The organism is [Enterobacter] lignolyticus SCF1 (assembly GCF_000164865.1).
Taxonomy (GTDB): domain Bacteria; phylum Pseudomonadota; class Gammaproteobacteria; order Enterobacterales; family Enterobacteriaceae; genus Enterobacter_B; species Enterobacter_B lignolyticus.
The window spans coordinates 811,583-824,545 of sequence record NC_014618.1 but is presented as its reverse complement, the minus strand read 5'-3'; the positions used below and the strand labels follow the sequence as shown (position 1 = coordinate 824,545).

The window sequence follows — 12,963 nt, the reverse complement described above, 5'->3', positions numbered from 1 at the left end:
CTGTCCTTATCGACGTACGCCGGACGCGGCCGCACGTTCCAGCACCATCTGCGCATGATTAATGATCGGCGCATCGACCATCTTACCGTTGAGCGATACCACGCCCAGACCGTTACGCTCGCCCTCTTCGGCGGCCTCAATCACCCTGCGCGCGTGATCCACCTCCTGCTGCGTCGGCGCATAGGCGTTGTGCAGCAGATCGATCTGCCTTGGGTTGATAAGCGACTTGCCGTTGAAGCCCATTTTGCGAATCAGCGCGACCTCTTTCAGGAAGCCGGCTTCGTCGTTAACGTCCGACCACACTACGTCGAAAGCGTCGATCCCGGCGGCGCGGGCGGCGTGCAGCACGGCGCAGCGGGCGTAGAACAGCTCAGTGCCGTCACCGCGCTCGGTCTGCATGTCCATCACGTAGTCAAACGCCGCCAGCGCAATGCCGATGAGCCGCGGCGAGCTGCGGGCAATCGCCACCGCATTAATCACGCCAATCGCCGACTCAATCGCCGCCATCACTTTGGTAGAGCCGGGTTCGCGTCCGCACTCGGCCTCAATTCGGGCCAGATGGCCCTCCAGCTCGTAAATATCGTCCGGGGTATCGGTTTTCGGCAGGCGCACCACGTCCACACCGGCGCGCACCACCGCCTCGAGATCGGCCAGGCCAAACGGCGTATTCAGCGGGTTAATACGTACGACGGTTTCGATATCCTGATACATCGGATGCTGAAGCGCATGGAAGACCAGCAGGCGGGCGGTGTCTTTCTCGCGCAGCGCCACGGCGTCTTCCAGGTCAAACATGATGGAGTCAGGGCGGTAGATAAACGCGGTGGAGAGCATGGCGGCATTGGCGCCCGGCAGGAACAGCATACTGCGACGGAGTTTTTTCATTGCAGTTTCCCCCAGTCGATATCGCGGACGTCGGCGGCGCGCAAAATAGCGCTCTGCAATCGGGCGCGAATCACGCAGTCCAGCGCCCCTTTGTCATCAATCATTATCAGCCCTTCGCGGATGTCCATGGCGCGTAGCGTCTCCTCTACCACCTGGCGAATCTGGTCGCCAAACTGCTTGATCACTTCACTGTGGAGGGTTATTTCAAGCTCGCCGTCGGCGGGGGCAATCTTAACCATCAAGTCGCTGGACTCCATGGTGCCCGCCAGCGCTTCCTTTACAATCTTCATAAACGTGTCCTGGTGTTAAGCCACCTCGGCGCAGTCGGCATACCGGGCAGCCAGATGCGCAAAGGTGGTTTCCGGTACGATTTCCCGAATCCGGGAAAACTGTTGTGTTTTAAGCAGTCGTCTTACTTCTGATGCGGAGATCGCCTGGCCGGCAGCCTTCGCCCGCGGGATCTCTTCTACGGTAATCTGCGCCGCCAACAGCGCGTGCATGGTCTGGTTGTACTGGCTGGTGATGTCGCAAAACGGCTCAGACCCGATAAAGCGGTGGGTCACGCCGAGCGCAGGCGCGATGTAGTCGCGAAAAATCAGCACGTCGATTTCGCTCCACGCCCGCTGCACCAGCCCCGTCTCTTTGAGGAAATAAGCCGGGAAGGTCGCCCGCGAAATGATGTAGGAGGACCCTTCATGCAGCGTGACGTTCGGCAGGTGGGCAATGCCCTGTTTCACCATCGTCAGCCGGTCGCGAAACGCAATAAACGAGGCGTCTTCCCGCACGATAAACAGGTGCAGCCAGTCGCAGGCGTTCGCGGCATGCTCCACCAGATGACGATGCCCGAGGGTGAAAGGATTGGCGTTCATCACGATAGCGCCAATCCTTTCGCCGGGTTTGCGCAGCGTGCGCAGGCCGCGGCAGTAACGGTGAATGCCCTGCGGGGTATTCTCCATCAGCACCGCGTTATCGCCGCTGTGGGCAATCGGCCAGAAACCGCAGCGCGTAAAGCGCTCGCGGTTTGCCGGACGCGTGCATAAAAACAGGTGAAAATGCCCCTGCGACAGCCCGAGGTTTTCGACTTCGGCCAGCAGGCGCGCGCTCAGGTTTTCACCGCGCAGCCGCTCATCCACCGCCACGCACTTGATGACGTTGGCGGCAAGCCCGGCGCAGCCCACCAGCTGTTCGCCGAGGCGGGCTTCCACCACCCAGCGAATGTCGCCGTCCATCCCAAGGCCGCTGTCCGCCAGCAGATAGCGGATCTGACTCATCCGCTGCGGATGGCGAAGCACGTCGGTGACCCGAAAATCGATGGCCTGTTGCATCGTCATTGCGCTTTCCGCTTAATGCGCCGCCGTCAGCGCGTGCGCTGGGGCGTCCATAATCACATTGCTGAGATGACCGATCCCCTCAATCTCAACCTCAATGCGATCCCCGGCCTGCATGAACAGCGGCGGATTGCGTTTTTTCCCGACGCCGCCCGGAGAGCCGGTGATTATCACATCGCCGGCGTTCAGACGCGTGAAGGTGCTGATGTACTCGATAAGCTCCGCCACCTTGTGGATCATGCTGGCGGTGGTGTCCTCCTGCACCATGCGGCCGTTAAGCCAGGTGCGGATGGCCAGGCTGTGCGGATCGGGAATTTCATCCGCCGTGGTCATCCAGGGCCCAAACGCCCCGGTCTGCCGCCAGTTTTTCCCGGCGGTAAACCAGCTGTGCTGCCAGTCGCGCGCCGAACCGTCCATGTAACAGCTGTAGCCCGCCACGTGCGACAGCGCGCGGTCGCGGGAGATATTCTCCCCGCGCCTGCCGATGATCACCGCGAGCTCGCCCTCATAGTCAAACTCCCGCGAGTGTCGCGGCTTGAGCACCGGCGCGTTATGGCCGGTCTGCGAATCCGGGAAGCGGATGAACAGCGTCGGCGCCGGGTTGTGCTGATCGAACTCTTTGCGCTTTTCGGCATAGTTCATGCCCACACAGAGGATCTTCTCCGGGTGCTCAATCACCGGCAAAAACTCCAGCTCTTCGGTCCTGAAATCAGCCTGCTCAGCGGCGTACCGGCTGGCCTGCGCCAGTGCGTTCGCCGCCAGCAGCGCCTTCAGGTCGGGGTAGCGGGAGCCCAGGCGCCGGCCTAAATCAATCACACCTGCGGCGGTGACGACGCCGTAGCTGCGCTTGCCCTGGTGGATAAAACTTGCGAGTTTCATAATCGTTCCTGAATACATCAATCAAACAAGGAAATTGCCAAGAAAAAGCAGCGCGAGCGAAACGTTAATCGCCCCGCCGATGCGGGTCGCAATCTGGGCGAACGGCATCAGGCTCATACGGTTGCCCGCGGTCAGAATCGCCACATCGCCGGTTCCGCCCTGCCCGCTCTGGCAGCAGGAGACGATGGCGACATCAATCGGGTGCATACCGATTTTTTTGCCGACGAAAAAGCCGGTCGCCACCAGCGCAGAGACGGTGCTGATAATCACCAGCAGGTTGCTCACCGTGAAGGCGGCGACCAGCTCATTCCACGGGGTGATGGCCACGCCAACCGCGAAGAGGATCGGATAGGTCACTGAGGTCTGGAAGAATTTGTACACCACCTGAGAGCCTTCCAGCAGGCGCGGAGAAACGCCGTGCACCAGCTTGATAAACACCGCGATAAACAGCATGCCGACCGGCGCAGGCAGCCCAATCAGCTTGTAGCCGAGCATACCGAGCATATACAGCAGCACCGCCAGCAGCGCTCCGGAAGCGATGGTGGTGACGTCCGCTTTGCCGGAGGACGGCGCGCTCAGCGCGGCGCTTTCGGTGCCGTTGCCGTTGCCGCGATCCGGCATCAGTTGGCCTTCGCCGGTCAGGTGCGGGTAGCGTTTGCCGAGCTGGTTCAGGCAGCCGGAGATGACGATCGCCGTCAGGCTGCCCAGCATCACCATCGGCAGTACGCGGCCCAGCGCAACGCCCTGGTCCATATGCAGCAGCGCGGCGTAGCCGATGGACAACGGGATAGCCCCTTCGCCAACGCCCCCCGCCATGATCGGCAGAATGATAAAGAAGAAGATCTGGAACGGCTCCAGCCCCAGCGCCATGCCGACGCCCATTCCCACCAGCATGCCGACGATTTCGCCGCACAGCATCGGGAAGAAAATGCGCAGAAAGCCCTGAATCAGCGTGGTGCGGTTCATGCTCATGATGCTGCCGACGATGATGCAGCAGATGTAGAGATACAGAATGTTGGTGGATTTATAGAACTTGGTGGTGGACTCCACCACCACGTCCGGCAGCAGGCCGTAGTACACCAGCGCCGACGGGATAAAGGTGGCGCAAATCGCCGCCGCGCCGAGCTTGCCGACCACCGGCAGACGCTTACCGAATTCGCCGCAGGCAAAACCAAAAAACGCCAGCGTCGCGACCATCACCACAATGTCGCTCGGCAGCTTGCCGCCCAGACAGTCAATCGCGATGAGCGCCCCCGCCAGCAGGAACAGCGGCAGAGGAATAATACCGACTTTCCAGGTGTCCATAATGTGCCACCACTTTTCCTTCAGCGATGTTTTCTGGATATTTATCGGATCGTGGGTAACAGAGAAAGAATCATCAGTCGTGCTCATTTATTAAGCCCCTTAGTTATTTTGCACGGTAAGCGTAAAGGACCATAGACGTACGTTATGTGAGGAAATCCATATTAGAACCGAAGTTTTAATGGTCCCTATGGTTTTTATGGTTTGTATTATTAATTGTGATAAACGCCTTATTTATTAGCGTGGTTTTTATGGTTTTTATTCCACACGCCGCCGGGCCGCAAACGGGTGTGCAAAAGATCACAAGTTTTTGTCAAAACCCGCGCCGGGACTGGAAATGATGGTACAGTGCGCGTTGGTCCTGGCTATGCGCGTACTGATGATGAAGCTCTCTTTTCAGATAAAACTGTTTATATCGCTGGTTGCTTTTTTCTCGATCCTGTTTGCGCTGCTGGGCAGTTATTATTATGTCGACGTCGGTCGTCAGCTTTATCAGGAAATGAGCGCCCGGGCGAAAATACAGTCAGAAGAGATTGCGCTTATTCCGACGTTACGCCAGCAGGTGCAGGCTAAAGATATTAATGCCATCAATGCATTTATGCAAAAACTGGTAAAGCACAGTGACGCCAGCTTTATTGTTATTGGCGATGACCACGCCATGCACCTGTACCACTCGGCCTTTGCCAACCGCGTCGGCACGCGGCTTGTCGGCGGAGACAACGAGGAAGTGCTGGCGGGGAAAAGCATCATCACCATTCGCAAAGGCGGGTTGGGCATTTCGCTGCGCAGCAAAGTTCCTATTTTTAGCGATGATGGTAAAGTCATCGGCATCGTGTCGGTGGGGTATCTGACCAGTTACCTGGATACCATTACCGTGAACAAGATGGTCAATATTTTGATCGCCGCCGTGCTGCTGCTGATCGCCCTGTTTATCTTCTCGTGGTTTTTTACCCGCAGCATTAAAAAACAGATTTTCTCGCTGGAGCCGCGCGAAATCGGCCTGCTGGTGCGCCAGCAGAAGGCGATGATGGAGTCCATTTATGAGGGGGTTATCGCCATCGATAAAAACCTCAACATCGAGGTGATTAACCAGGCGGCGCGCAAGCTGCTAGGCCTCAGCCAGTCGACGCGGCGGCTGCGCGGGCTGTCCCTTCACGAGCTTATCGCCCCGGTACCGTTTTTCGACCCGCAGCTGATGCTGGCAAAAGATACCCACGATCAGGTGTGCCACTTCAACCAGCGTACGGTACTCGCCAGCCGGGTGCGGATCATGCTCGAAGAGTCGCTGCAGGGATGGGTAATCACCTTCCGCGACCGCAATGAAATTGACTCGCTCAGCGCCCAGCTTAGCCAGGTCAAACGCTACGTCGATAACCTGCGCATCATGCGCCACGAGCAGCTTAACCGCATGACCACCCTGTCCGGACTGCTGCACATGGGGCGCTATGATGAGGCCATTCGCTATATTCAGGCGCAGTCCGAACACGCGCAGGAGCTGCTCGATTTCCTCTCCTCGCGCTTTAACTCGCCGACGCTGTGCGGCCTGCTGCTCGGCAAAGCGGCGCGGGCGCGGGAGAAAGGCGTTGAGCTGGTGTTCGACCCGGCCTGCGGGATGGATAAACCAATGCCGGAGCTGGCGGAGTCCGACGCTATTTCCATCATCGGCAACCTGCTGGATAACGCCATTGAGGCGACCCAGCGCGCGCCGCTGCCGCACGATCCGGTCGAAGTGTTGATCCTGCTGAACGAGCGCGAGCTGATCATCGAAGTGGCCGATCGCGGCATCGGCATCTCGCCCGCGATCCGCGAGCATATATTTGAACGCGGCGTCACGACAAAAACCCATGGCGATCACGGCATTGGGCTGTATCTTATCGACAGCTACGTCACGCAGGCGGGCGGCACCATCGAGGTGGCCGACAACGCCCCGCGCGGCGCTATTTTTTCCGTATTTATACCGGTAAACCCTCCAGCGAGAGATGAACTATGCAACCAGCATTAATTGATGTCGCCATCGTTGAAGATGAGAACGAGCTGGCGGCGCTCCACGCGGAACTTATCCAGAAACACCCGCGCCTGCGGCTTGTTGGCATTGCCTCCTCGCTCGCCCAGGCCCAGACGCTGCTGAACGACAAACAGCCGCAGCTGGTGTTGCTGGATAACTATCTGCCTGACGGCAAAGGTATTACCATGCTTAGCAACCCGCTGCTGAGCCGCGCTAACTGCTCGGTGATTTTTATCACCGCGGCAAGCGATATGGATACCTGTAGCCAGGCCATTCGCAACGGCGCGTTCGACTATATCCTCAAACCCGTTTCCTGGAAGCGTCTTAGCCAGTCGCTGGAGCGCTTCGTGCAGTTCCACGACCAGCAGCGGGAGTGGAAGATTGTCGACCAGCAGAACGTCGACTCGCTCTACCAGCTGCAGGCGAAAAACTACCGTCAGGACAACGGCAGCAAAGGCATTGAGGAAAAAACCCTGACGCTGGTGCAGGCGCTGTTCCAGGAACGCGGCGACTACTGCTTTTCGGTCGATGAGGTGGTCAGCGAAACCGGCCTGAGCAAAACCACCGCCCGCCGCTATCTGGAGCACTGCGTGGAGAGCGGTTTTTTACAGGTAGAGATGCTGTACGGCAAGATTGGCCATCCGCGACGGCTGTATAAGCGGGCCTGACCCTCTCCGGGAAGAGAGGGTCGCAGAAAGATTACTTCAGCACGTAGCCGTACAGCCGCATGATGCCGTCGGCGTCCTTCTCGCTGTAGACGCCCTGTAGCTCCGGCGAAAAGCCCGGCAGCAGATTGACGCCCTCCTCCAGCGCGAGAAAATAGCGCTGGACCGCCCCGCCCCAGACCTCGCCTGGCACCACGCACAGCACCCCAGGCGGGTACGGCAGCGCGCCTTCGGCGGCGATGCGGCCTTCGGCGTCGCTCAGGCGCACCAGCTCGACGTCGCCGCGAATAAACGCGATATTGGCATCCTGCGGGTTCATCACCACCTGCGGCAGGCTGGCCCTGCGGAACATCGCCTTTTGCAGGCTCTTTACGTCAAAGCTGGCGTAGAGGTTGTGCATCTCCTGACACAGCTGGCGCAGGGTGTAGTCGCGGTAGCGTACCGGATATTTGTGGTAGACCGTCGGCAGCACCTCGGCAAGCGGCGTGTCGTCTTCGATATGCTGTTCGAAGCGCCCGAGCATCGCCACCAGCTGCGCCATCTTCTCCGCGCTTTCGGCAGGCGTCAGCAGGAAGAGGATCGAGTTCAGATCGCACTTCTCCGGCACGATGCCGTTTTCGCGCAGGTAGTGCGCCAGAATGGTCGCCGGAATACCGAAACCGGTGTACTCCCCGGTATCGCCGTCGATCCCGGGCGTGGTCAGCAGCAGCTTGCAGGGATCGACAAAATACTGATCCTGCGCGTACCCCGCAAAACCGTGCCAGCGCTCGCCCGGCGCAAAGCTAAAGAAGCGCCGTTCGCGGGCAATGATCTCGGTTGGATGATCCTGCCACGGCCGCCCGGCCACCACCGGCGGGATAAAGGGTTTAATCATCCTGCAGCTGGCGACGATCGCCTTGCGCGCCTCAATGCCCAGCGTCACGCATTCGGCCCACAGGCGGCGGCCGCTCTCCCCTTCGTGAATTTTGGCGTTGACGTCCAGCGCGGCAAACAGCGGGTAAAACGGGCTGGTCGAGGCGTGCAGCATATACGCGTTATTCAGCCGCTTATAGGGACAAAAACGCGCCTGGCCGCGGATGTGGTTATCTTTTTTGTGGATCTGCGAGGTCTGTGAGAAACCCGCCTGCTGCTTATGCACCGACTGGGTGACGAAGATCCCCGGATCGTTTTCGTTAAGATCGAGCAGCAGCGGCGAGCAGTCCGCCATCATCGGGATAAACTGCTCGTATCCTACCCACGCCGAATCAAACAGGATGTAATCGCACAGGTGGCCGATTTTGTCGACGACCTGGCGCGCGTTGTACACCGTGCCGTCATAGGTGCCTAGCTGGATCACCGCCAGGCGAAACGGCCGGGGCTCATTCGCCCGCTGCGGCGCCACCTCACCGATAAGCTCCCGCAGGTATTTCTCATCGAAGCAGTGCTCGTCAATGCCGCCGATAAAGCCAAACGGGTTGCGCGCGGCCTCCAGATACACCGGCGTCGCCCCGGCCTGAATCAGCGCCCCGTGGTGGTTGGATTTATGATTGTTGCGATCGAACAGCACCAGGTCGCCGCGCGTCAGCAGCGCGTTGGTCACGACCTTATTCGCCGCCGAGGTGCCGTTCAGCACAAACCAGGTTTTGTCGGCGTTGAACACTTTGGCGGCATGTTTCTGCGCGTGCTTAGCCGCGCCCTCGTGGATCAGCAAATCGCCAAGCCTGACGTCGGCGTTACACATATCGGCGCGGAAAATATTCTCCCCGAAGAAATCAAAAAACTGGCGCCCGGCGGGGTGTTTTTTAAAGAAGGCGCCGTGCTGATGGCCCGGACAGGCAAAGGTGCTGTTGCCCATCTCAACATACCGGGTCAGCGTGTCGAAAAACGGCGGCAGCAGCTTTTCCTCATAGCGGGTTGCCGCCGCTTCCACCTCCAGCCACTGCTGGACGCTGCCGCTAATGACCGCCTCGACGCCGTCCGGGGTTTCGATATCCTCTTGCGATACCACGAATACCGGCAGGTTAAAACCGGTGCGTTTCAGTAAGGCCAGAATGCCGCTGCGGCTGTCCGCAACGGTAATGACGACTGCCGCCACATCGGTAAAATCGGTACCGTCCAGCGCCACCACCTGGCGATGGGTGGACAGACGGGAAACCAGCTCCAGGCTGGCGGCAATGTGCATTAATTTCATAAGCGCGAATACCCGATTCGGGAGAGTAAAAGGCCCGGGCCAGGTAATGACCTCGCCCACAAACTGTCAGGGTCCGACTGGTGACCAGCTCCGACCGCAAGACATCAGTAAAAACAGAACGCGTCTGGTCTTACTGTTGTCCGGCAGTGAGCGTACGTGACCCTCACCGCATGATGCGAACGGCGGATGAAGGTATGATGCAGGGGCGCCTTTGCGATATCGCGAACGCGTGCAGCGGATGCTTTACAGAATCAAACATACTGGCGACCCTAGGTATGGAAAGGAGAAAATTCGCGCAATCATGGCACCATTCCCCGCAGGGCGCAAGATGAAATGCGTATGCACGCCTTACGCAATAAATCCGTATAAAATGCGGTTTTAAATAATAATAATGCAACACAGATGTATAGATAACAGGAGAGTCACGTGGTCACAGGACCCTTTATCAACGCCAGCGCCGTCCTTTTAGGCGGCGTTATCGGCGCGCTGCTGAGCCAGCGCCTACCGGAGCGCATCCGCGTTTCCATGACCTCTATTTTTGGCCTGGCCTCGCTGGGTATTGGGATCCTGCTGGTAATGAAGTGCGCGAACCTGCCGGTGATGGTGCTGGCCACCCTGCTTGGCGCGCTTATCGGCGAGTTTTGCTATCTGGAAAAAGGGATTAACGTCGCGGTGGCCCGCGCCCGGCAGATGCTCGTCCGTCCGGGGAAAAAGCACAATCCCAGCCACGATACCTATATCCAGAATTTTGTCGCCATCATCGTGCTGTTCTGCGCCAGCGGCACCGGCATTTTCGGCGCCATTCGCGAAGGAATGACCGGCGATCCCAGCATTCTGATCGCCAAAGCGTTTCTCGACTTTTTTACCGCCACCATCTTCGCCTGCACTCTCGGCATGGCCGTGGCCGCTATCAGCGTGCCGATGCTGCTTATCCAGCTTGCGCTTGCCGCCAGCGCAACGCTTATCATGCCGCTCACCACGCCGGCGATGATGGCGGATTTCACCGCCGTCGGCGGCCTGCTGCTGCTGGCGACGGGCCTGCGCATCTGCGGCATCAAGATGTTTGCGGTGGTCAATATGCTGCCCGCCCTGCTGCTCGCGATGCCGCTTTCCGCCGCCTGGACGCTGTTTTTTGCCTGAAATGGCGAGAGTTTGTGCAGTCCGCAACGAAAATGACAAATTTCGTTGACGGGGGGCGCTGAATCGGGTTTAATGCGCCCCGTTGCCCGGATAGCTCAGTCGGTAGAGCAGGGGATTGAAAATCCCCGTGTCCTTGGTTCGATTCCGAGTCCGGGCACCACTAATTCATATTAACGGACCTCCACGGAGGTCCGTTTTTGCTTTGGCTTTTCCGCATAAAATCAGCACAGTCCCCCATTCGACTTAACGCCATCAGATTCTGCCTACATCCACTCCCGTGGACGGGTATACCTCAAGACGGTTCACCGGATAAGACCAGCGGAAACGCGAAAAAGAGAACGTTGAGAGTTCTCTTTTACAAGGTCTTTGCCGGGGACTGTTGTGTATAAACAGGATTACTGCATTGACTTCAGTTGGGTCATTGCCTGCTCAATGGAGGCCAGCGCAGGTTTACAGGCCTGTTCCTGAGATTCAGCAGGCAGCGAGACCATCTGCTGCTTACCCTGCTCGTATTGTCCTTTCATTGTATCCAGTTGCGCCTTCATTGCTTCATTTTTACCCGCCATTTCCAGGTAGTCATCAATGGCCTTAAAGTACTGCTGGCAGGATGGGCTCATTTCTGCGGCAAAAGAGGTAAATGCGAAGGGAAAAAGAAATAAAGCAATAATTAATTTTTTCATTTAACGCTCCTGAGGTAATTAACGAACATAATACGATGCCACTCTTGCTCCAGGTGACAACCACCTCAAATTATCATTAACACAATATATTAACTGTTAATATTTTATGAATGCGTCAACTGATTTATATCTACGGATCGCGCAATTAAATAAAGTCTTAAAACACATCCGCGTTACACCCGCTATTTATTGTAAACAACCCGGTCTAATAGAGAGTATTTACCATAGCGCCAGGAATTTTCTACAATAAAATATTTTTGGCAATAATACGATTTTACCACGCCGAACTTTCGCGATGCTGCATAATACCAGGAGCGACCAGACTTAGTACCAACCCTGCCACCCGCCTCAGCGTTGTTATTTCAGGCCGCTCCCGGTTCAAACCGCAAGACGCGCTTTTTTATTCGGCAAATTTCAGCAGGGCTTCACCATCCAGGCGATAGCGAACCCATTCAGATTGCGGTAGCGCGCCGATGCTCAGGTAAAAATCAATGGCGGGCTGATTCCAGTCCAGCACACTCCACTCAAGACGGCCGCACTGGCGCTTCACTGCGCATTGCGCGATATTTTTCAGCATCGCCCTCCCCGCGCCCTTGCCGCGATACTCAGGGGAAATGTACAGATCTTCCATATAGATGCCGTTGCGGCCAAGCCATGTGGAGTAGCTGGTGAAGAAAACGGCATACCCGACGGTTTTACCGTCCATCTCGCAGATCAGCGCTTCGGTTTTACTGCCTGCGCCAAAAAGCGTTTCCCGGATCTCATCCGGCGTGGTGACCACTTCCTCCGGCGCTTTTTCATACACGGCCAGCTCATAAATCATATCGTAAATTGCCGTTGCATCTTCCGGACGAGCCGGGCGAATTATCACGTTCATGGGTTTTCCTGTTTCTCTGCACTGAATCGACATTGATAGCACTCAGCATAAGAGGTATCGTCAGAAGAATTAAGTGCAATGAAATCACTGAATGATGAATATCATGCATCCATCTTTGAGGCGTCTTGATTTAAACCTTCTGCCCGTTTTTGACGCTATTTACCGCCACCGCTCCGTTCGCCTGGCGGCGGATGAGCTGGCGATGAGCACATCGGCGCTAAGCCATGCGCTGTCGCGGTTACGCATCACGCTCAATGACCCGCTGTTTTACCGGGAAGGCCACCGCATGTGCCCCAGCGTGTATGCCACACAGCTCGCGCCGTCTGTTGCTTCGGTACTGAATCGTCTCGAGCAGGAGCTGACTCCGCAGCCGGAATTTGAAGCCGCCAGCAGTACGGAGCATTTGCAGATTGCGATTACGGATTTCACCGCGTTTTGCATTTTCCCTGCCCTGATGCACAAGCTACAGTACGAAGCCCCCGGCTTGCGCTTTGAGTTACGCTATTTGCCGCACAACCCGGCGCTGACGGAATTGCTGGCGGGCGAAGTCGATCTGGCGCTGGGATTCAGTACACCGGATGATATCCGGCATCCGGAACTGGAAGAGATCGGCTGGTTCGAGGATGAATATGTCGTTATCAGCAATACAGACCGAACACAGCTGACGCTGAAGGATTATCTCGCCGCCCGCCACCTGGTGGTGACGCCCTGGAACGAGAAGCAAGGCGTTCTGGATATACAGCTTGAGCAGATGGGCTATACGCGGCAAATCGCGATCAAAACACCGTCCATGCTCAGCGCGCCGTTTATTGTCGCCGAAAGCGACCTGCTGATGGCGATCCCCCGTTTTGCCGCCGAGAAGCTGATTCCGGCAACCAAGATAAAGATTTTTGCCCTACCGTTTGCGATACCCGCGTTTGAAGTGAAGATTTATTCGCATAAACGCAGCGGCAAGCGAGGTGCGACTCGCTGGCTGAAGGCGAAACTACAAACGCTGGCAACAGAATGCAGTTCAGGGCGGTGAAGGTCTGCCTG

General features: G+C 57.3%; 12 protein-coding genes and 1 tRNA gene. 5 read left to right on the top strand and 8 right to left on the bottom strand.

The annotated features are described in order from the left end of the window. Positions 1 to 6: 6 nt before the first annotated feature. Genes citE through ENTCL_RS03925 form a run of 5 tightly spaced genes read right to left on the bottom strand, consistent with a single transcriptional unit; the run spans position 7 to position 4,481 of the window. A complete protein-coding gene (citE, locus tag ENTCL_RS03945; protein WP_013364814.1) occupies positions 7 to 882 on the bottom strand; it encodes a citrate (pro-3S)-lyase subunit beta in 876 nt (291 codons plus the stop codon). Further along, entirely contained in the window at positions 879 to 1,172 is a 294-nt protein-coding gene (citD, locus tag ENTCL_RS03940) for a citrate lyase acyl carrier protein (protein WP_013364813.1), read from the bottom strand. The genes citE and citD overlap by 4 nt, the downstream gene beginning before the upstream one ends. 15 nt (positions 1,173 to 1,187) lie before the next feature. Further along, positions 1,188 to 2,213, bottom strand: a complete 1,026-nt coding sequence (gene citC, locus ENTCL_RS03935) for a [citrate (pro-3S)-lyase] ligase (protein WP_013364812.1) — start codon at positions 2,211 to 2,213, stop codon at positions 1,188 to 1,190. A gap of 12 nt (positions 2,214 to 2,225) precedes the next feature. Then, positions 2,226 to 3,089: a fumarylacetoacetate hydrolase family protein gene (locus tag ENTCL_RS03930; RefSeq protein WP_013364811.1), complete on the bottom strand. Its 864-nt coding sequence runs from the start codon at positions 3,087 to 3,089 to the stop codon at positions 2,226 to 2,228. 21 nt (positions 3,090 to 3,110) lie between these two features. Beyond that, entirely contained in the window at positions 3,111 to 4,481 is a 1,371-nt protein-coding gene (locus ENTCL_RS03925) for a 2-hydroxycarboxylate transporter family protein (protein WP_013364810.1), read from the bottom strand. Between the two features lie 292 nt (positions 4,482 to 4,773). Between ENTCL_RS03925 and ENTCL_RS03920 the strand changes: the two genes are divergently transcribed. Continuing rightward, positions 4,774 to 6,393 carry an ATP-binding protein gene (locus tag ENTCL_RS03920; RefSeq protein ID WP_044612059.1) on the top strand — a complete coding sequence of 540 codons (1,620 nt, stop codon included), beginning with the start codon at positions 4,774 to 4,776 and terminating at the stop codon, positions 6,391 to 6,393. After that, positions 6,378 to 7,064: a response regulator gene (locus tag ENTCL_RS03915; protein ID WP_013364808.1), complete on the top strand. Its 687-nt coding sequence runs from the start codon at positions 6,378 to 6,380 to the stop codon at positions 7,062 to 7,064. Before ENTCL_RS03920 ends, ENTCL_RS03915 begins: the two co-directional genes overlap by 16 nt. 31 nt (positions 7,065 to 7,095) lie before the next feature. Here the strand turns inward: ENTCL_RS03915 and ENTCL_RS03910 are convergent, their stop codons facing one another. After that, complete coding sequence (locus ENTCL_RS03910; RefSeq protein WP_013364807.1) at positions 7,096 to 9,231, bottom strand: ornithine decarboxylase; 2,136 nt, start codon at positions 9,229 to 9,231, stop codon at positions 7,096 to 7,098. A gap of 426 nt (positions 9,232 to 9,657) precedes the next feature. Between ENTCL_RS03910 and ENTCL_RS03905 the strand changes: the two genes are divergently transcribed. Together ENTCL_RS03905 and ENTCL_RS03900 are read left to right on the top strand one after the other, a co-directional pair. After that, positions 9,658 to 10,371, top strand: a complete 714-nt coding sequence (locus ENTCL_RS03905; RefSeq protein WP_013364806.1) for a DUF554 domain-containing protein — start codon at positions 9,658 to 9,660, stop codon at positions 10,369 to 10,371. 84 nt (positions 10,372 to 10,455) lie between these two features. Next, a tRNA-Phe gene (locus ENTCL_RS03900) sits at positions 10,456 to 10,531 on the top strand. A 235-nt stretch (positions 10,532 to 10,766) separates the two neighbouring features. Here ENTCL_RS03900 and ENTCL_RS03895 read toward each other — a convergent pair. Continuing rightward, on the bottom strand, positions 10,767 to 11,051 hold the full coding sequence (locus ENTCL_RS03895; RefSeq protein WP_013364805.1) for a DUF5339 domain-containing protein: 285 nt from the start codon (positions 11,049 to 11,051) through the stop codon (positions 10,767 to 10,769). Positions 11,052 to 11,451: 400 nt separating this feature from the next. Continuing rightward, positions 11,452 to 11,928: a GNAT family N-acetyltransferase gene (locus ENTCL_RS03890; protein ID WP_013364804.1), complete on the bottom strand. Its 477-nt coding sequence runs from the start codon at positions 11,926 to 11,928 to the stop codon at positions 11,452 to 11,454. A 91-nt stretch (positions 11,929 to 12,019) separates the two neighbouring features. Here ENTCL_RS03890 and ENTCL_RS03885 point away from each other — a divergent pair, with 91 nt between their 5' ends. After that, entirely contained in the window at positions 12,020 to 12,952 is a 933-nt protein-coding gene (locus ENTCL_RS03885) for a LysR family transcriptional regulator (RefSeq protein ID WP_013364803.1), read from the top strand. The last annotated feature ends 11 nt before the right edge of the window (positions 12,953 to 12,963 follow it).

Bases quoted from the DNA above. Each gene is read 5' to 3' on its own strand.
- citD (WP_013364813.1), bottom strand. From the start codon at position 1,172: ATGAAGATTGTAAAGGAAGCGCTGGCGGGCACCATGGAGTCCAGCGAC.
- ENTCL_RS03920 (WP_044612059.1), top strand. From the start codon at position 4,774: ATGAAGCTCTCTTTTCAGATAAAACTGTTTATATCGCTGGTTGCTTTT.
- citC (WP_013364812.1), bottom strand. From the start codon at position 2,213: ATGACGATGCAACAGGCCATCGATTTTCGGGTCACCGACGTGCTTCGC.
- ENTCL_RS03890 (WP_013364804.1), bottom strand. From the start codon at position 11,928: ATGAACGTGATAATTCGCCCGGCTCGTCCGGAAGATGCAACGGCAATT.
- ENTCL_RS03910 (WP_013364807.1), bottom strand. From the start codon at position 9,231: ATGAAATTAATGCACATTGCCGCCAGCCTGGAGCTGGTTTCCCGTCTG.
- ENTCL_RS03915 (WP_013364808.1), top strand. From the start codon at position 6,378: ATGCAACCAGCATTAATTGATGTCGCCATCGTTGAAGATGAGAACGAG.
- ENTCL_RS03885 (WP_013364803.1), top strand. From the start codon at position 12,020: ATGATGAATATCATGCATCCATCTTTGAGGCGTCTTGATTTAAACCTT.
- ENTCL_RS03930 (WP_013364811.1), bottom strand. From the start codon at position 3,089: ATGAAACTCGCAAGTTTTATCCACCAGGGCAAGCGCAGCTACGGCGTC.
- ENTCL_RS03895 (WP_013364805.1), bottom strand. From the start codon at position 11,051: ATGAAAAAATTAATTATTGCTTTATTTCTTTTTCCCTTCGCATTTACC.
- citE (WP_013364814.1), bottom strand. From the start codon at position 882: ATGAAAAAACTCCGTCGCAGTATGCTGTTCCTGCCGGGCGCCAATGCC.
- ENTCL_RS03925 (WP_013364810.1), bottom strand. From the start codon at position 4,481: ATGAGCACGACTGATGATTCTTTCTCTGTTACCCACGATCCGATAAAT.